Origin of the sequence: Vibrio diazotrophicus (assembly GCF_038452265.1) — a bacterium.
In the GTDB taxonomy this organism is placed as follows: domain Bacteria; phylum Pseudomonadota; class Gammaproteobacteria; order Enterobacterales; family Vibrionaceae; genus Vibrio; species Vibrio diazotrophicus.
Genome location: NZ_CP151842.1, coordinates 1958621 through 1975862, shown reverse-complemented (window position 1 = coordinate 1975862; position 17242 = coordinate 1958621). Strand labels below are relative to the sequence as shown.

General features: G+C 43.3%; 20 protein-coding genes. 8 read left to right on the top strand and 12 right to left on the bottom strand.

The features are described from left to right. Nucleotides 1–65 precede the first annotated feature (65 nt). Both AAGA51_RS09030 and AAGA51_RS09025 read right to left on the bottom strand, forming a co-directional pair. Complete coding sequence (locus tag AAGA51_RS09030; RefSeq protein ID WP_042482066.1) at nucleotides 66–344, bottom strand: hypothetical protein; 279 nt, start codon at nucleotides 342–344, stop codon at nucleotides 66–68. Nucleotides 345–390: 46 nt separating this feature from the next. Beyond that, nucleotides 391–666 (bottom strand): hypothetical protein, encoded by a 276-nt coding sequence (locus tag AAGA51_RS09025; RefSeq protein WP_042482211.1) that lies wholly within the window; start codon nucleotides 664–666, stop codon nucleotides 391–393. Nucleotides 667–1052: 386 nt separating this feature from the next. Between AAGA51_RS09025 and AAGA51_RS09020 the strand changes: the two genes are divergently transcribed. Next, nucleotides 1053–2372 (top strand): hypothetical protein, encoded by a 1320-nt coding sequence (locus tag AAGA51_RS09020; protein WP_042482068.1) that lies wholly within the window; start codon nucleotides 1053–1055, stop codon nucleotides 2370–2372. Between the two features lie 67 nt (nucleotides 2373–2439). Here AAGA51_RS09020 and AAGA51_RS09015 read toward each other — a convergent pair whose 3' ends face one another. Next, nucleotides 2440–2673 carry a TIGR02647 family protein gene (locus tag AAGA51_RS09015; protein ID WP_042482070.1) on the bottom strand — a complete coding sequence of 78 codons (234 nt, stop codon included), beginning with the start codon at nucleotides 2671–2673 and terminating at the stop codon, nucleotides 2440–2442. 337 nt (nucleotides 2674–3010) lie between these two features. Here AAGA51_RS09015 and focA point away from each other — a divergent pair, with 337 nt between their 5' ends. Next, nucleotides 3011–3853, top strand: coding sequence for a formate transporter FocA (focA, locus tag AAGA51_RS09010; protein WP_042482072.1), 843 nt, complete (start codon nucleotides 3011–3013; stop codon nucleotides 3851–3853). 262 nt (nucleotides 3854–4115) lie between these two features. Here the strand turns inward: focA and AAGA51_RS09005 are convergent, their stop codons facing one another. Then, complete coding sequence (locus AAGA51_RS09005) at nucleotides 4116–4904, bottom strand: ABC transporter permease (protein WP_042482074.1); 789 nt, start codon at nucleotides 4902–4904, stop codon at nucleotides 4116–4118. A gap of 197 nt (nucleotides 4905–5101) precedes the next feature. Between AAGA51_RS09005 and AAGA51_RS09000 the strand changes: the two genes are divergently transcribed. After that, nucleotides 5102–6007, top strand: a complete 906-nt coding sequence (locus AAGA51_RS09000; protein ID WP_042482076.1) for a manganese-dependent inorganic pyrophosphatase — start codon at nucleotides 5102–5104, stop codon at nucleotides 6005–6007. A 90-nt stretch (nucleotides 6008–6097) separates the two neighbouring features. Then, nucleotides 6098–6487: a DUF2750 domain-containing protein gene (locus tag AAGA51_RS08995; protein WP_042482078.1), complete on the top strand. Its 390-nt coding sequence runs from the start codon at nucleotides 6098–6100 to the stop codon at nucleotides 6485–6487. On the opposite strand, the gene AAGA51_RS08990 is transcribed toward AAGA51_RS08995, so the two are convergent. From AAGA51_RS08990 to pspF, 7 genes are all read right to left on the bottom strand, one after another. Next, nucleotides 6488–7276 (bottom strand): DUF2927 domain-containing protein, encoded by a 789-nt coding sequence (locus AAGA51_RS08990; RefSeq protein WP_042482080.1) that lies wholly within the window; start codon nucleotides 7274–7276, stop codon nucleotides 6488–6490. Next, nucleotides 7264–8052: an ATP-binding cassette domain-containing protein gene (locus AAGA51_RS08985; protein WP_042482082.1), complete on the bottom strand. Its 789-nt coding sequence runs from the start codon at nucleotides 8050–8052 to the stop codon at nucleotides 7264–7266. The genes AAGA51_RS08990 and AAGA51_RS08985 overlap by 13 nt, the downstream gene beginning before the upstream one ends. Continuing rightward, nucleotides 8049–9044, bottom strand: coding sequence for an oligopeptide/dipeptide ABC transporter ATP-binding protein (locus AAGA51_RS08980; protein WP_042482085.1), 996 nt, complete (start codon nucleotides 9042–9044; stop codon nucleotides 8049–8051). The genes AAGA51_RS08985 and AAGA51_RS08980 overlap by 4 nt, the downstream gene beginning before the upstream one ends. Further along, nucleotides 9044–9931 (bottom strand): ABC transporter permease subunit, encoded by an 888-nt coding sequence (locus AAGA51_RS08975; protein ID WP_042482087.1) that lies wholly within the window; start codon nucleotides 9929–9931, stop codon nucleotides 9044–9046. Before AAGA51_RS08975 ends, AAGA51_RS08980 begins: the two co-directional genes overlap by 1 nt. Further along, nucleotides 9918–10880 carry an ABC transporter permease gene (locus AAGA51_RS08970; RefSeq protein WP_042482089.1) on the bottom strand — a complete coding sequence of 321 codons (963 nt, stop codon included), beginning with the start codon at nucleotides 10878–10880 and terminating at the stop codon, nucleotides 9918–9920. The genes AAGA51_RS08975 and AAGA51_RS08970 overlap by 14 nt, the downstream gene beginning before the upstream one ends. After that, the gene (gene sapA / locus AAGA51_RS08965) at nucleotides 10880–12502 is read right to left on the bottom strand and encodes an ABC transporter substrate-binding protein SapA (RefSeq protein ID WP_042482091.1); all 1623 of its coding nucleotides are present in this window, start codon (nucleotides 12500–12502) and stop codon (nucleotides 10880–10882) included. Before sapA ends, AAGA51_RS08970 begins: the two co-directional genes overlap by 1 nt. Nucleotides 12503–12762: 260 nt before the next feature. After that, nucleotides 12763–13764: a phage shock protein operon transcriptional activator gene (pspF, locus tag AAGA51_RS08960; protein ID WP_042482093.1), complete on the bottom strand. Its 1002-nt coding sequence runs from the start codon at nucleotides 13762–13764 to the stop codon at nucleotides 12763–12765. A gap of 251 nt (nucleotides 13765–14015) precedes the next feature. On the opposite strand from pspF, the gene pspA reads away from it, so the two are divergent. Genes pspA through AAGA51_RS08940 form a run of 4 tightly spaced genes read left to right on the top strand, consistent with a single transcriptional unit; the run spans nucleotide 14016 to nucleotide 15931 of the window. Further along, entirely contained in the window at nucleotides 14016–14687 is a 672-nt protein-coding gene (gene pspA / locus AAGA51_RS08955; protein ID WP_042482095.1) for a phage shock protein PspA, read from the top strand. Between the two features lie 29 nt (nucleotides 14688–14716). Next, entirely contained in the window at nucleotides 14717–14950 is a 234-nt protein-coding gene (gene pspB / locus AAGA51_RS08950; protein ID WP_042482097.1) for an envelope stress response membrane protein PspB, read from the top strand. Then, nucleotides 14943–15332: an envelope stress response membrane protein PspC gene (gene pspC, locus AAGA51_RS08945; protein WP_042482100.1), complete on the top strand. Its 390-nt coding sequence runs from the start codon at nucleotides 14943–14945 to the stop codon at nucleotides 15330–15332. Before pspB ends, pspC begins: the two co-directional genes overlap by 8 nt. 35 nt (nucleotides 15333–15367) lie before the next feature. Beyond that, a complete protein-coding gene (locus AAGA51_RS08940; protein WP_042482102.1) occupies nucleotides 15368–15931 on the top strand; it encodes a DNA-3-methyladenine glycosylase I in 564 nt (187 codons plus the stop codon). Between the two features lie 102 nt (nucleotides 15932–16033). Here the strand turns inward: AAGA51_RS08940 and AAGA51_RS08935 are convergent, their stop codons facing one another. Continuing rightward, on the bottom strand, nucleotides 16034–17239 hold the full coding sequence (locus AAGA51_RS08935) for a cystathionine beta-lyase (protein WP_042482105.1): 1206 nt from the start codon (nucleotides 17237–17239) through the stop codon (nucleotides 16034–16036). Nucleotides 17240–17242: the final 3 nt, after the last annotated feature.

Sequence of the window (17242 nt, the reverse complement as noted above, 5' to 3'; positions counted from 1 at the left end):
TATTCAATAAAAAAAGGCAATGGAAAACATCTCCCATTGCCCACCAACAATTCCCTACAATCAAATCAGTGTTGATCAAAACCTATTGGAACTACTTCGATATCATTTTCCAGCTCAATTGGGTTGTGGAAGTTTTCGTAGTGATGCTGGCAAAGAGGTATCTGAAATACATCGTCAGCTTGGCTATTTGAATCGCTTGGGCTTTTGCTCTTAACCAGAACCTGACGCGTATATTTATTCGTACAATTTACTTCTGCACAAAATGTATTTTTTAACTTATTTTTTGAATCAGAGAATTCATTTATCAGATTTGATTCACTATCTAATATATTGTTCACGAGCATATCGTAATCCTTTGGAGTACTTCGTTTATTATTTGATGGATAATCGCTATAAAGTAAATCCGATAGGGACAAGTTCAACGTTGTCTAGGATTTCTAATTGGCTGCATTCGTTGTTACCGTGCTCTGTGCATAGCGGGACCACGTAGATCGACTCTTCCTGATCATTAGGGTCAGCAACAAAAATGGCTTGGTTGTGGTTTTTGGCACAGTTAGGTACTGAGCATTTTTCGTGGCTACTTTTACTAAAGTATTTCCAATATGAGAGCCAGTTTTCTTTTGCTTTTTGAGTTATGAATTCTTCTGATAACCGTGAAACTAACATGATTTTATCCTCTTGGACTAATAATCTGTATGCCACTATTACAACGTTAATTACCATTTCAGTTTCCAATTAAATTCATATGTTTTTGTGGTTTTTAAAGAATATTTAAATTTTATGGCGGTAATCTAAAAGAGGGCTTTATCGAGGATGTTTGGCTAGTAGAAACTAAGGCATCAGCATAGATGATATTTGTTTTTTATCAGGCACCAATTTAGGTGTTCATTCTGTAATCTATATTTATGAAAAGTTTGTGTTTTATTATTTTGGTCTATGAATTAAAGTGCCATAGCACACTGTCTTTTCTTTAAGACATCTTGCTTTCGTTAAGGTAAAGGTAGTGATGCAGGTTGACACTATTCAGTTGTAAAAATAATAAGGTCTAATCAATGACAAATATTAGAATGACACTATTGGCTTCAGTAGTCGTCTTTACGCTTGCCGGATGTCAAAGTACATCGGAACCCGTTTCTCTTACCCAAGAAACAAATCATGTTGAACAATCCGTAGAAACTCAGTTTGCTGAGGTCGATCAGGTATACCAAAGTTGGTTGGAAATACTAAAAGACAGCGACAACTTAGCCTTGTATTCACCAACCCATTTCCGCCAGCTAGCGGATGCATGGTTAGGTTCGACAGAGGTTTATAAACAAATCGAATCTGAACCTGCATTGATTAAAAAAGACTACTCGCTGTTTTCAAGCAAGAGCTATAAACAAGTCTTTGAAGAGAACATTGCTAAGGTTGATACCTCGTATAGCGAGCTTCAGGGATTTAAGCTGAAGGCGGATAACGCATTAGCCGACGCAATCGCACAAATGGTTTATTTAGATAGTATTGCAACCGTTAGTTATTTCCCTTCTGACTACAAGAAAGTAGATGCGGACTATCGCAGTTTGTTTATCGATGTACGTGATGACAAGCTGGAGTCGGCGCAGGAAAAACAAGTGAAATTCCTAGCTAAAGCGAAACTACTAGAGGTTAAGGTTAACCACAAAATCTATATCGAACCTTTAGAGAAGCAAGCAGCAGTACTTAAGAAAGAAGGATTGTCTCGCGTTGCTCCGTTAACTTTTGACCGAGTAGAAGGAGAGATTACTCTAGCGACGAATGTCGTTTCGACCAATCCTAGAGATACACAAAGTGTTCAAAATGCTGTTAAGCGAGTGGAGTTCGAATTAAAACACGTCGCTCAAGTGGCGCATCAGGTAAAATTGTTGGCAGCTATTGAAGACAACAAGTTCGAGCCTATAGTGCTGGAAATGGAAAACAACTTGTTTGCTATCTCTCAGAAAATCGACGGTTCAGACTATCGTGACACTATGTTGCGTGAACAGGCAGAACGTATTTTAACCAGTGTGGAAGGTTTAGTTGCAGCGGATAAAACCAATGCCCTAAAAGAGCAGTTAAGTGCGTTAACGCTCAAAGTCGAGACGTTAGAAGCGGACAACAAGAAGCAAGTTGAGGCTCTTGCACAAGCCTCAGCCAGAGAACAGCAACTTCAGCAACAGAAAACGCGTGATGAGCAGTATATTCGCCGTATGGATGAGTTGGTGGCTTCTTTAAAACAGCTTCAGGTTACGCCAGAAAATAAAACAGCAAGCGAAGTTGAAGCTCCCGTAAGTACTTCAACACCTGTAGAAAACACTTCGTTAAGTGAACCTTCCGCTTTGCAGATCGAGAGTGCAGCACAAAGTGATGCAAGCTAACTGGACTTAGACCAGTAAAAACAAAAAGAGCGCCATTGGCGCTCTTTCTTTATTGTCTTAAGGATGTTTATGCAGTTAGTACTCTTAAAATACGATCAGCGTTTTCAGCCATTTCGATACCCTCATCAGTCAGGTATCCACCATCAGGCAATGTGCATAGCCCTTTATCATAGAGTCGTTTTGCGGCAGCTTGTATGGCTTCTCCCGCTTCGCTATGTACCTTAATACCCGTTGCAGCACTGCTGATGTCAAATTGGACAAGAAGATTTAATTCATCTAAGTGTTGTTGGGAAAATTTCATTACACACCCTTCTTACTCGTTAAGTTAGTTTCACAATAGGCTCAGCCTTAAAAAGACGCAATAACCTCAAAACAGAAGTGTTATCTAGAACCAATATGGGCGTTTTTTACACATAACAAAATCTTCACAACCTTTGTCGCATAAGGCTTCAATAAATTACTCAGCGTTATTAAAATTCTGTTTTTTATTCTTAAACAGAATTTAATTTGTTAATTAGGTCTTTCGAATTGCTCCCGAAATAAACATTTTTAGTTAACGTAAAAATAGCCCTTGAATATTCGTGGTTTTGGAGCGATTATCGCGAGCTCTCATTGTATCAAAATGTAACTTTTTAATTATGGAACATAGTCAATTCGATTCGTTGCTCCCACCTCAAATGGCTGAACGTGCCGCTGAGACTGGGGTTGGTAAAGCAACCAAAGCCGCATACAAATCTTTTCTTCTAGCCATTTCTGCGGGTATTCATATTGGTATTGCATTTGTGTTTTACACCGTAGTGACAACTGGCGCTCACGATCTACCTTATGGCGTTACGAAATTATTGGGCGGTATAGCGTTTAGCTTAGGCCTTATTCTTGTGGTCATTACAGGCGGTGAGCTTTTTACCAGTACAGTCCTTACTTTGGTTGCAAAAGCCAGCGGGAAAATCTCATGGCGCCAGTTGATGAAAAACTGGACAGTTGTTTATCTGGGTAACCTCGCAGGTTCTGTTTTATTAGTCGCTATTATGTTGTCCACACGCCAATACATGGAAGACGGTGGTCAACTTGGTCTAAATGCCATGGCTATCTCACAACATAAACTCCACCATACTTTTATTCAGGCATTTTCTTTGGGGTTGATGTGTAACATTCTTGTTTGTCTAGCGGTATGGATGACGTTCAGCGCCCGATCACTGACAGATAAGGTCATGGTGTTGGTACTACCTGTCGCTATGTTTGTATCTTCGGGTTTTGAACACTGTATTGCCAACATGTTCCAAGTACCGATGGCGATCGGCATTAAGAATTTCGCTCCGGAAGCTTTTTGGCAGATGACAGGGGCGAATATTGCAGACTACGCTGACCTCAACATGATGGACTTCATCATCAATAACCTGATTCCGGTAACACTGGGTAACGTTGTTGGTGGTGGTGTGTTCGTTGGTATGTGGTACTGGTTGATCTATCTAAAAGACTAGGCTACATCACTGACATTGACAGTTATTCAAATAAGAAAAGCGGCAGAAATGCCGCTTTTTTCATGATTTCTATCTCAAGCTTTTGTTGCGCAACAAAACTCGTTATTCACCTTATCCACAATTTCTGTGGATAACCTGTTTTAAATACCGTGTGTAAACGCAACTGAATGATTTTTTCGACAATTGTGCACAAATTACGTGCGACAAATGCACTATTTTAGGTTGTTACATAAAGGTGATATTTTGTACTAAATATCAATTTCTAGTCACGAAATGTCACATTTACTCGACCTTCTTTAGTAAAAGTAGCCTTTAACGTTAAATGAATAGATAAAGTGAGAGAAATTGTCATCATTACAAATATGGCAATCATGATCATCAATTGATATTTGATTGCGACAAGGGGGGAAGCCCCGCCCAGTATTTGTCCCGTCATCATACCCGGTAGTGTCACTAAGCCCGTCGTTGCCATTGAAGCAAGGATGGGAGCGTTTGCTTTCCGTAGCGCATTTCTCACAAAATCCCTCGAAGCATATTGAGGTGATGCACCTAATGAGATTGCGGCTTCGTATTCACTTTTTCGTTCTTCAAAAGCGGTGAACAAGTTCTGCAAAGCAACGATGTTTCCGCTGAGACTATTTCCTAAAAGCATTCCGGCTAACGGGATCAGATACTGCGCGCTATACCAAGGTGATGGTTGAACAATGCCGAAACAGAGAATGATCACGATAGGAAATAGCCCTGCCGCTAAACCCAAAACAATCGGCACAAGCAGCTTGTTCGTCGGCAGGCGAGTTTTTGAAACGATAGAGCTGGCTCCGATGAGTATCATCAGGGAAAGCCAGATGAGATTAATCCAAATACTGTTGAGCTTAAACAGATATTCCAGATACATACCGACGAGTATCAGTTGTACGGTCATTCGACCTACGGAAATGAAGATCTCTTTACTAATACCCAGTTGATAAATTCTACTCACCATAACGGGAATGATGAGCACTGAACTAAAAAGGGCTAATTGCCACCATGCGATATCAATCGTGCTATTCACGTTTTCTCCCGTTTAATCGTTGTTATTCTTTGAAATCCTTTTGCCAATTATTACTCAACCCTCGATTCCAACAAGCAAAAAATCGATGAGTTAGTCACTCTTTATTGATTTAGCTCCATGAAGAGTTCCGCAAAATAAGTACAGTACTCATCTTTATGTGTTGTTTACCCTCAAGGGTCAGAATAATAGGAACAGTGATGATTTTAGTAGTCGGTCATAAGAATCCAGACAGTGATAGTATTTGTAGCGCATTAGTGGCTGCCGAACTGTTGAAAGCACGTGGTTTAGAAGCGAAAGCGGTACGCCAAGGCGAAATCAACCGTGAAACTCAGCACATCTTGACTACCGCAGGCGCTGAACAGCCTGAATTACGTACTAGTGTAGCTGGTGAAAAAGTATGGTTAGTTGACTACACCGACTTAGCGCAAGCGCCTGATGACTTAAATGAGGCAGAAATTCTAGGTATTGTCGATCACCACCGTTTGGGTGATGTGATGACAGTGAATCCACTGGAAGCATGGATTTGGCCTGTAGGCTGTACTAGCACTATTTTGTTTAACCTATTCAAAATGGAAAATGCTCCAATCACTAAGCAAACAGCAACGCTTATGATCTCTGCGATTCTTTCAGACACGGTTGGTTTTGCTTCTCCTACTTGTACTCAAAAAGACAAAGACGCCGTTGCTGAACTGGCTATTCTGGCTGAAATCGAAGATCTAGATGCATTTATCCAAGCTCTTCTGATTGCTAAAACAGACATTGAAGGTTTATCTGCGGCTCAATTGGTTGAGAAAGACCTTAAAGCTTACCCATTTAATGGCCGTGATGTTGTCGTTGGTCAAATTGAACTAGCGACATTAGACCAAGTTGCCACTATGATTGATGCGCTAGAAGCGGATTTGGAGCGTCGTTGCGAACAAGAGAACCTTGCGTTTGCAGCTCTAATGCTGACTGACATCACTACTGCGCAAACCCGTTTGCTGTTTAAAGGTGAGTGGTCAGAGAAACTGGCGAAGCATCTGTCAGACGGAGTATTGATGATGGAAAATACTCTAAGCCGTAAGAAGCAAGGCTGGCCTTGGCTACAGGCTGAGCTAGCTTAATCGCTGATTTCGGGTATGATGCCCAGCCTAATAAAGGTTTTAACGCCCATAGCTTAGAAACTGCTGTGGGCGTTTTGTTTGGAGGCTAATATGTCCAATGCGTTAACCGCGGAACAAATCGCGACAATTAATCAGTACGACCAAGAGCAGCGCTTTAAATACTGCATTAAGGAAATTGTAGCGAATCAGCAAGTGTGGATTCTAAAAGACGAACACGGTTGTGTGATGCTCAATACTGAAGATGACGATTGCGTGCCAGTATGGCCAAATCGTGAGTTTGCTGAAGCTTGGGCAACTGGCGAATGGAGTGAGTGTGAAGCCGAAGCGATTTCATACAACAAATGGCGCAGTCGTTGGACAAGCGGCCTAGAACAAGATGACTTGTCAGTGGTTGTTTTTCCAAACGAAAACGAAGAAGGTGTTGTGCTGTTTCCTGACGAGTTTGATTTTGAACTCGACAAGCAGAACGCTCGTCGCTAATTAGCGAAACCACTGATAGAGTGGTGATGACTGAGATTCTTTAAGGGCCTGCTTTAGCAGGCCTTTTTGTTGATACTGTTTTATTAATTTTCTGAGCACAGGGCGAGCCTGTGATTCGGTCATACCGGTTTTTAACTCTGGCTCATAGAGTAACTTCAGCAAAACTATATCCAGAGGTGAGAGCAAATCTTCGGGTGTTTTATCGTTAAAAATCGAAGGGTAGGCGAATTCAGAGTCGTTTGGCAAACCAAGGGTTTGAGTAATTTCCTCGACAATACAAGCCACGAGTTTCCCGTGGCTGCGTGCTTGGTCTACAGGGATGACCACAGTTGCAGAGATAATCTCATGGGTCTTCGGGTTTGTTTTGTAGCCAGCTTGGCATACGGCGCCAAACATATGTTTGGTAGACTCTTTACCCATCTCACGCTCAACATCTTCACCCCAGTTTTTCTGTTGGGTGAAAATCCAAACTACGTTGGCTTCTTGGCGTGTTTGTACTCGGTAGATAGGGTGGCCAATGATTTGATTAAGATGTTTGATATGCGCATCGGCCAGCTCGTCATGCAAGGCTTGATCACCGACTTTATGCTGAATCCAGATTTTGATGGGTTGTTGCCACTTTACTAATGGTTTCTTACCCGCTGAATACTCATTTCTCAGAGCCACATGAATAAAGGCCCGTTCTACGAATGAGGTGTTTTGCCAGTTATTCTGAGCAATAACTTTGGTACTGGCGAGCAGCACCAGAAGAGACGATAAGACGATATAAAGTCGGCCTATTTGAAGCATGGTGCCTTATTGAAATGGCTCTCAATCATACGTTGAGTAATAGGATGCTGTGGTTCAGACAACACCTCCAGCGTATTTCCGGATTCAACCACTTCGCCTTCGTGCATAACCATCACTTTATCTGTGATGTGTTTAATCACACCGATATGTTGTGATACGTAGATAAACGATACGCCCATCTCTTCTTGCAGCTCTAAGAACAAGTTGATGATCTGAGATCGCATAGCCATATCCAAACCATTCAAAGCTTCATCCGCGATGATGATAGAAGGCTGCAAGATCAGAGCTCGCGCAAGACACACCCGTTGCTTCTGACCTGTTGCTAGCATCTGCGGATAAAAGTAGGCGTGCTCCGGCAGTAAGCCAACTCGGAGCAATGTCTCTTTGACGCGTTTTTCTCGCGCTTCCGGTGGCATACTGGTATTCCGCTTTAGCGGGCCTTCCAAAATGCGACCTATTTGGATACGAGGGTTGAGCGACGTGTTCGGGTCTTGGAAGATCATTCGTATCAGCTTACAGCGTGTTGAATAATCTTTGTGCTCCAGCAATTCGCCGTTAACGCGAATTTCTCCACCAGTAGGTTCAATCATTCCCGCCAGCATACGTGCAAGAGTGGATTTACCGGAACCATTTTGCCCGATAAAGCCGATGGTTTGACCCGCTTCAAGAGTGAAACTGACAGGTTTAACCGCTTCTTGTACTTTCTTACGGAAAAGACCAGAGCGCGTTACAAAGTTCTTTTTAAGGTCACTGACTTCTAATAGTGAAACGCTCATGATTTTTGCTCTACGTTAAGAGGGAAGTGACAGGCAAACTTATGGTTCTTAATGATCTGACTTCTCGGTACTTCAACACATTGTTTCTTTGCGTATGGGCAGCGAGGACCCAAACGACAGCCAATGGGTAAATGCTGCAACGGAGGAATGGAACCGGGCAGAGAATGCAGCTTCTGTTTATGCGGAATCCAGTCACTGAAATCCGGCATCGCTTTGAGCAATGCTGATGTATAAGGGTGTTTTGGCTCAGTGAGAATTTTGTTGGTATCAGCAGACTCGACCGATTGACCACAGTACATTACGGTAATGCGATTCGCCCATTGAGTAATAGTGGTTAAGTCATGGCCAACAAGCAGAATCGAGGTATTGTTGACCTGATTCATACGACTCAATAAACGCAAAATCTGCGACTGCGTAATGGGATCTAAGTCGTTGGTTGGTTCATCCGCAATAAGCAACTTGGGTTTGGCAGCAATCGCCATTGCAATCATAACTTTTTGACATTCACCATCGGTCAGTTCATATGGGTAGCTTCCCATCAGACGCTTATGATCTTTGATGCCTACTTTGTGCAGCAACGCAACTGCTTGCTTGTGACGCCAAGTGAAGCGTTGCCACCATTTGCCTTCAAATGTGCGTGTCGGGATAGATTCTATCAACTGCTTGCCCACCTCTTCAGAAGGGTCCAGACAGGTTGATGGCTCTTGAAAAATCATCGCTATATCGCGGGCAATGACACGACGTCTTTCTCGTGGTGTCAGTTGCAGTAAATCAATATTCCCCAGACGCATGCGGTCTGCGGTAATTCGCCAGTTGTCTTTACAAACACCGACAATCGCTTTCGCGACCAAACTCTTACCAGAGCCGGATTCTCCCACTAGGCCACGAATTTCACCTTCGTTAAGGGTGAGGCTCATGCGGTCTACCGCTTTAACGAGGCCTTGTGGGGTATCAATTTCAATAGTCAGATGACGAATATCTAATAATGGCATTATTCGACTCCTGCATTTAATGCTTGGCGTGCGCCTTCACCGACAAGGTTGATCATTACGACGGTATACATGATCGCGAGGCCGGGTAGGGTCACTGTCCAAGGCGCAAGGTAGATAAGTTCTACAGAGTCACCCAGAATAGCACCCCATTCAGTACTTGGCGCTTGTGCTCCGAGGCCCAAGAAACCTAATGCTGTTATATCAAGAATAGCAATAGACAGCGCCATAGTAACTTCTTGAGCAAGCATTGGTAGCGTATTGGGTAAAATTGAATGCCATAACAGGTATACGTCGCTCGCGCCATCGAGACGGGCCGCCATGATGTAATCTTTCTCTACTTCACTATGCACTGCGATATAAACGGAACGTACAAACCTTGGAATCAGAGCGAGGCAGATAGCCAGCAATACGTTGAACTCACCAAAACCAAGAAAGGCTACAAAAATAATCGCCAGCAGCAGTGATGGGATTGACATTACTGTGTCTAGCAGGTGGTTCAGAATACTGGACAGCAGGCCTTTCGTCATTCCCGCAAGGATACCGATAAGGCAGCCAACAAATGCAGCAATAAAGGTAATGATGACCGAAGCACCAAAAGTGAGCTGAGAACCGTCAATAAGACGTGACAAGATATCGCGACCTAAGTCATCTGTGCCTAGGAAATACTCAACTGAACCTGACGGGTCCCAAGAAGGTGGCATTAAAAGGTGGCCACTTTGACCGTGCGGATCATGAGGCATTAACCAAGGAGAGATGAGCGTTATGAGGATAATTAAACCCAAGCTCCAGAGTCCAAACATAGCGAGGCTATTGGCTCTGTAGCTACGCCAAAAACGTTCAAACTGAGTGGGAATGTGCTCTTCCTGATAAATATTATTTGTTAGCATACCATTCCTTTCTCACCAGAGGGTTGATCATCGCACCGATCAAATCCGATAGAATATTCGCGGTTAATACTAAAGAACCCACTGCAATGACTCCCGCCTGAATAGACATGTAGTCTTTATTTGACAATGCATCAAGCAACCAACGACCAATGCCCGGCCAGTTGAAAATCGATTCAGTGATGATAGCTAAAGTCAGCATGCTCGATAGCTGAACACCGAATTTTGGAATGATAGGCGGAATCGCATTACGCAATACGTGTTGAGTAATTATTTTGTAATAGGACAAACCTTTAATTCGCGCTGCACGGACGTAGTTCTGAGACATGACATCTGCAACAGAAGAACGCATCAAGCGAATAACCTGAGTGGTCGGAGCTAGTGCCAGCACAAAACAAGGCAATATCATGTGTTGAAATACGCTATGCAGGATGTTGGCGCTATTAACGCCTTTGGAGAAGAACGCATCAATAAGAATAAAGCCAGTAACTGGTTCTACTTCATACAATAGGTCGTAGCGTCCTGAGACAGGGAACATGCCATAATGCAGCGAGAAGATCATGATCATCATCAGGGCTATCCAATACAGCGGAGCCGAGTAACCCATCATCGAAGTAAAGGAGATAATAGTATCAATCCATTTGCCTTGCTTCATGCCTGCAATGGTACCAATCGGTAAACCAATAAAGAGAGAAAGTAAAAAGGCAATCAAACATAGTTCAAGTGTTGCCGGGAAGACTTTAACTAACTCAGAGGCAATATCAACACCACTCTTCGTTGTGCCAAAATTGAATTGAGAAAGCTCGCCTAAATACATCCACCAACCGCGCCAGAAATCCTGAATTGCCCAAGGTGATTGGGGTTCAAGACGCATCAGGCTGTAACCCACCAAAGTCAGGATCAGTAGAGTGATGATAAACAGGTTGAAGCGACGTACCGTATAGATAAACATTATTCGGTAATCCTCTTCACATTATTAAACGGTTCGACACTGAACGGGCTTAAACGAAAACCAGTTAACGTTTTGTTATACGCTTTAAATTGCATTCCGTGCGCAATCGGAATGACAGGAAACTCTTGGTTCAAAATGGTTTGTGCCTGTTTATAAAGATTGAGTCGATATCTAGGTCGATCAACTTCTAACGCCAAATCGAGTAAGAAATCGAAATCACTGTTACACCACATAGACGCATTAAGCCCTGCACGGTTTGCTCCACATGAAAGCAGTGGGCGCAAGAAGTTATCTGGGTCACCGGTATCACCTGTCCAGCCTCTTAGAAACAGGTCAATATGACTCTTCTCCGCCAACTGAGAACGGTTGACGTTACTTTCAGTAATCAGGTGTAGAGTGACGCCAACATCCGCAAGATTTGACTGAATCATTTCTGCCATTTTACGGGGGCTCGGGTTATAAGAACGAGGCTCAATAGGCACAGACATCGACAATTCAAGGCCATTGGCATAACCAGCATCTCTTAACAAACCAAGCGCGTAATTACGGTCATAACGGATTTGGATATCGTCCTTCTGATAAGCCCATGAACTTGGTGGCAAAATGTTGTAAGCAATACTGCCAGTGCCGTAATACACAGAATCAAGGATGTTTTGACGGTTGATAGCAAAGTTTAACGCCTTACGCACACGTACATCATTCAGCGCTGGATGCGAGGTGTTAACAGCAATAAAAGCCACGTTCATCGCTGGCTTAATCGAAAGATCGATATTGCCTTGCTTTTGAATAACAGGTATTTGGCTGGAAATTGGGAAGCTCAACACATCACATTCGTTACGTAACAGTTTGGCTAACGTGCCTGTACCACGTTGTGAAATATCGAACACCACCTGCTTCATAATAGCAGGGCTATTCCAATATCCTTCATGGCGACGCAAACGAACTAAATCGTTGACTTTAAACTCATCAAGGAGGAAAGGTCCGGTACCAACTGGAGAATCGTCGATATTGTGTTTTTCGTCTTTAATCTGCAGTTGCTGCCCATATTCTTCTGACAAAATAACCGCATGAGTGGTTGAAATGTTTGATAAAAAGCTATTGTCAGGACGGCTAAGAGTGAACTTTACTGTTTGGTCATCAACGGCGGTGACACTTTTCAAAAGACTGCGAAAGTTAATACCTGCAAACCAAGGATAGTTGCCATTGCTTACGTAGTGGTAAGGATGCGTCGGATCAATGATGCGCTTAAAGCTGAAGACTACATCTTTGGCATTCATTGTACGAGTAGGGGTGAACCAAGAAGTAGTATGGAAATTAACACCAGTACGTAAACTAAACGTATATTCTGTCCCGTCTTCGCTGACTTGCCATTTCGTCGCAATGTTTGGGATGGGAGCGTGTGTATCCGGATCAAGCTTCAACAGCGTATCGTACAACTGCGGACTTAATGCTTCAGAAGTAATACCACTATCGACTAATTGAGGATTAAAGGTACTAGGGCTGCCTTGACCACAATAAACAAAACCGCTTTGGCGGATTATTGTATGATCAATTTCTTCTCCACAGCCAGCAAGAAGGCTTAGTCCGCATAATCCGAGCGTGATTCGTAATAAAGTGTTCATATAGAAAAACAGTGTGGGAAACGAAGCAAAGTAACTATTCCATTAAAGTAGAAAGCGATCTGTTGTCGATAAGCGCTAAAAGTAACAATCACGTTTGCCTCAAAATCCTGCTAATTTACCATTCTTTCGGGTGTTAAACCAAGAAAAAGGTTACTGCGTATACCCAAGTAACCTCACGATGCTTGTTCAGCGAGAATTAATTCGCTCTTAGGCAAGGCACTGATTTGAATACATAGTTACTCTGCGTAGAAAATATAGGGTTATTCACCTTTTGAAAGTTGATACTTTCTCATCAGCCCTCGAAATTGATGATAGCTTAATCCGAGCGACTTAGCGGCTTGTCTTTGATTAAACTTGGCAAATTTCAGCGATTCATTAATGACATATTTATCTTGTTGTTCCTGCCACTGTTTGAAATCCATCGGGAATGCAAGCTCAGCTTGGTTTTCTTCTTGCTTGTTGAGTGTCGCTGAAGGTTCTTGAGTTTCTTCTTGCCAATGTTTTTGGAACGGATCAAAAATCAATGAATCGATAGGGGAGTCAGCAGTACCGTGTTGATATACCGCTCGTTCTACCACGTTTTTAAGCTCTCGAATATTGCCGGGCCAAGGATGCTCCGTAAGATTCTGCATAGCCAGTGGTGTAAAACCAGCAAAGAAAGGCAGTTCGAGTTCTCGACACATACGGATAGCGAAATACTCCGCCAGCAGGGCAATGTCTTCTTTGCGCTCACGAAGTGGCGGAAGGTGAATAACATCAAATGCTAACCTATCGAGCAGGTCAGCTCTAAAATCGCCCTCTTGGGCAAGCTTTGGTAAGTCTGCATTGGTCGCACACACTAAGCGTACATTGGCATTTAGGGCTTGACTACCGCCGACACGTTCATATTGTCCGTATTCGATGACCCGCAACAATTTTTCCTGTACCGACAATGGTGCAGTGGCGAGTTCGTCAAGAAACAACGTACCGCCTTCAGCGCGTTCAAAGCGGCCTTGGTGCCTGCCTTTCGAACCCGTGAACGAGCCAGACTCGTGGCCGAAAAGCTCGGAATCGATTAAGCCTTCGCTAAGTGTTGAACAGTTGAGTGAGATTAATGGCTGGTCCCAACGCTTTGATAGATAGTGCAAACGCTGGGCGATAAGCTCTTTACCTGTACCGCGCTCGCCAACGATAAGAACCGGACGTTCAATCGGTGCTAAGCGAGAGACTTTATCCAGAACGGCGTGAAACGCTGGGGATTCCCCAATTAAATTTTGTTGCACAGTTATCTCTCTCTATCCATAACAAGACGTTATTGGTCACCGCATTTTTTTCGCTAAGTAACGGATTAAATAGTTGGTGAAATTTACCAACTGTTGGCTAAATCGTTTATAGCATAGTCCTGTCTTTTGGGTAATTCAATGTAAGCTACTGAAAAATAAAGCCATGAAAATTGGCATGGAACTTGGAATACACAAGAGGTAACTAGGCTGTGACAGGTTTGAACAGCGAATGGATAACTAAGGAGTCAAATATGGGCATTTTTTCTCGTTTTGCAGACATCGTAAATTCCAATATCAGCGCTTTGCTGGATAAAGCGGAAGATCCTGAAAAAATGATTCGTCTCATTATTCAAGAGATGGAAGATACGCTGGTGGAAGTTCGTACTAATTCCGCCAAAGCGATAGCAGATAAAAAAGAACTCGCACGTAAAGTAGCAAGTATCGATGAACAAATCGAAGACTGGCAAAACAAAGCTACATTGGCACTGAACAAGCAGCGTGACGATTTGGCACGTGCAGCTTTGATTGAAAAGCAGAAGTTGCAATCAGTTCTGAAAAGCTTACACACGGAACAAACTTTAGTAGAAGAAACCATTGATAAACTCACTGGCGAAATCACTAAGTTAGAAAGCAAAATCACTGAGACTCGCGCGAAGCAACAGGCTTTGGCTATCCGCTCTCAGTCGGCGGTAAATCGTCGTAATGTGCAACGTCACTTGCATACCAGCCGTACCGAAGAAGCAATGTCGAAGTTTGAGCAATACTCACGTAAAGTGGATGAATTAGAAGCAGAAGCGGATCTTTACGCTCAGTCTGCGCAAGGTAAGTCTCTTGACCAAGAGTTTGCAGAACTTCAAGCTCAGGATGAAATTGAGCAAGAACTGGCAAAACTTAAACAGCAAATGAAACAAGATCAGCAGTAGAACAATAAAATAAATAATAGGAGTAGACTATGACCTCAGTATTTTTTGCTGGACCACTCATTGTCTTTCTGATTTTTGTCGCCCCACTGTGGCTGCTTCTACACTATCGCAGTAAACGAAAAGTGGGCAGCGGGCTTTCTTCAGAAGACTATGAAACGCTGCAACAGCTTTCGGAAAAAGCGAGTGGTTTGCAATCGCGTATAGAAACACTTGAGCGGATTCTGGATGCGGAATCTCCAAATTGGAGGCGCAACTATGACTAGCCGAGAATTATATCGCGACCCAGTAAATGGCAAGATAGGTGGCGTGTGCGCTGGTCTGGCGAACTATTTTGGCTTAGAGGTGTGGATTGTTCGCATACTGGTTATCTCTGCAGGGCTATTGGGTGGCGGCTTTTTGATTGTATTAGCTTACCTAGCATTAATGTTGATGCTAGAGAAGCAGCCTTATCAATACGAGCAAAGCGTCAAGTCACAACGTGAACACACGTTGAAAAGTAAGCCGTGGGAGCAAGGTCAAACCCCTGGTGCATTGCTCAATACTTTGAATGAAGACTTAACTAAAGTAGAAAAACGGGTACGCAATATGGAGGCGTATGTCACTTCAGACGCATTTAAAGTGAATCGAGAATTCAATAAGTTATAATCCACCCATTGAGCGGAATAACAAGGAACAATTGCATGTCAGATAAGGCAGATAACACGTGTGCATGGGCAATGAAAAATCCACTAGAGCGAGAGTATCATGACGCAGAATGGGGTGTTCCTGTGCATGATGACGTTAAGTTGTTCGAATTTATCACTCTAGAAGGCGCACAGGCTGGTTTAAGTTGGATAACGATTTTGAAGAAGCGAGAAGGCTATCGCCAAGCGTTTGAAGATTATGATATTAACCAGTTAGCGCAGTACGATGAATCGCACGTTCAAAAGATTATCGACCAATTTGATGTGGTTAAGCATAAAGGGAAAATAGCGTCTGTGTTTTCTAACGCCCGTGCCGCGATTGAACTTCAGAAAGAGTTTGGTTCGTTAGATAAAGCGCTATGGCAGTTTGTCGGCGGTCAACCTAAAATCAACCATTGGCAGGATATGAGCCAAGTGCCCGTCTCTACAGAAGAGTCAAAAGCCATGAGTAAGTTTCTTAAGAAGCGAGGCTTTAAGTTTGTTGGCGAAACTATCTGCTATTCGCTCATGCAAGCCGTTGGCATGGTGAACGATCACCTTGAGCATTGCCCCAAAAAATAAGCGGTAGAGCAGATCATTGCAGTAAGAATCAGTACAATAAAAAAGAGCACTCCGGTGCTCTTTTGCATTTTTTCTTTGTTGCTTTTTGGGTAATGGTTACTGCTATGCGGTAACCGCTTGTTCCAAAATAACGGAGTTGTAGCGAGCTAACCCCGCTTCTAAATCTGCAATCAAATCGTTCACATCTTCCAGACCAATATGCAGACGAATCAACGTACCTTCAAAGTTAGGATTTGCTACTGTGCGCAGGCTGTTAAAACTGTTTGGCTCATTGGCTAAAATCAGGCTTTCAAAACCACCCCATGAATAACCCATGCTGAAGTGTTTCATTCCATCCAGCAGAGCGGTGGTTGCTTTAGGGCAGCTTGTTTTCAGCACGAATGAGAATAGACCGTTGCCACCAGTGAAATCACGTTTAAAAATTTCGTGACCAGGACAAGAAGGTAAACCCGGATGACGAACATGATCGACCTCTGGTCGTTCTGCAAGCCACTCAGCAACTTTGATGCTGCTTTCAGCATGCTGGCGTAGGCGAACATCAAGAGTGCGTAAACCCCTCAAAGCTAGATACGCATCGTCTGGCGATACGCATTGTCCCATCAGGTAACTTTGCTCACGCAACTGAGGCCAGTACTTTTCAACGCACACTGCGGTGCCTAACATTACGTCTGAGTGACCAACGATGTATTTCGTTGCCGCTTGAACAGAGATATCGACACCATGATCGAATGGTGAGAAGTTCACACCTGCGCCCCAAGTGTTATCCAACACGACAATAATGTCATTCTCGTGAGCTATGCTGGATAGCAGTGGAACATCCTGAACTTCCATCGTGATTGAACCCGGAGATTCCAAAAACAGCATCTTAGTGTTTGGTTTGATGAGCGTTCGGATATCTTCGCCAATCATTGGGTCGAAGTAGGTCGTTTCTACGCCTAGCTTCGCAAGGATTTTTTCGCAGAAATCACGAGTAGGTTCGTAACAGGTATCCACCATCAAAACATGGTCACCTGTCTCAACAAAAGACAAAATAGTATTGCTTATCGCAGCGGTACCACAAGGGTAGAGCGCACAGCCAGCACCGCCTTCAACCTCGTTCATTGCTTCCTGAAAAGCGAAATGTGTTGTTGTGCCACGGCGTCCGTAAAACAGAGTTTTGTTAGCGCGGTTTGCGGTTGCGTGATTTTTTTCCGCAACGCTGTTAAATACAATTGTTGAAGCTCGTTGAACGGGCGGGTTAACTACACCGTTGGTCCATTTCTTATTGCGACCAGCGGTTACAAGCGTAGTTTTTTTTCCTTCTGCCATGGT

Coding starts and splice junctions, on each gene's coding strand:
- AAGA51_RS09030 (WP_042482066.1), bottom strand. CDS start 344: ATGCTCGTGAACAATATATTAGATAGTGAATCAAATCTGATAAATGAA.
- AAGA51_RS09025 (WP_042482211.1), bottom strand. CDS start 666: ATGTTAGTTTCACGGTTATCAGAAGAATTCATAACTCAAAAAGCAAAA.
- AAGA51_RS09020 (WP_042482068.1), top strand. CDS start 1,053: ATGACAAATATTAGAATGACACTATTGGCTTCAGTAGTCGTCTTTACG.
- AAGA51_RS09015 (WP_042482070.1), bottom strand. CDS start 2,673: ATGAAATTTTCCCAACAACACTTAGATGAATTAAATCTTCTTGTCCAA.
- focA (WP_042482072.1), top strand. CDS start 3,011: ATGGAACATAGTCAATTCGATTCGTTGCTCCCACCTCAAATGGCTGAA.
- AAGA51_RS09000 (WP_042482076.1), top strand. CDS start 5,102: ATGATTTTAGTAGTCGGTCATAAGAATCCAGACAGTGATAGTATTTGT.
- AAGA51_RS08995 (WP_042482078.1), top strand. CDS start 6,098: ATGTCCAATGCGTTAACCGCGGAACAAATCGCGACAATTAATCAGTAC.
- AAGA51_RS08990 (WP_042482080.1), bottom strand. CDS start 7,276: ATGCTTCAAATAGGCCGACTTTATATCGTCTTATCGTCTCTTCTGGTG.
- AAGA51_RS08985 (WP_042482082.1), bottom strand. CDS start 8,052: ATGAGCGTTTCACTATTAGAAGTCAGTGACCTTAAAAAGAACTTTGTA.
- AAGA51_RS08980 (WP_042482085.1), bottom strand. CDS start 9,044: ATGCCATTATTAGATATTCGTCATCTGACTATTGAAATTGATACCCCA.
- AAGA51_RS08975 (WP_042482087.1), bottom strand. CDS start 9,931: ATGCTAACAAATAATATTTATCAGGAAGAGCACATTCCCACTCAGTTT.
- AAGA51_RS08970 (WP_042482089.1), bottom strand. CDS start 10,880: ATGTTTATCTATACGGTACGTCGCTTCAACCTGTTTATCATCACTCTA.
- sapA (WP_042482091.1), bottom strand. CDS start 12,502: ATGAACACTTTATTACGAATCACGCTCGGATTATGCGGACTAAGCCTT.
- pspA (WP_042482095.1), top strand. CDS start 14,016: ATGGGCATTTTTTCTCGTTTTGCAGACATCGTAAATTCCAATATCAGC.
- pspB (WP_042482097.1), top strand. CDS start 14,717: ATGACCTCAGTATTTTTTGCTGGACCACTCATTGTCTTTCTGATTTTT.
- pspC (WP_042482100.1), top strand. CDS start 14,943: ATGACTAGCCGAGAATTATATCGCGACCCAGTAAATGGCAAGATAGGT.
- AAGA51_RS08940 (WP_042482102.1), top strand. CDS start 15,368: ATGTCAGATAAGGCAGATAACACGTGTGCATGGGCAATGAAAAATCCA.
- AAGA51_RS08935 (WP_042482105.1), bottom strand. CDS start 17,239: ATGGCAGAAGGAAAAAAAACTACGCTTGTAACCGCTGGTCGCAATAAG.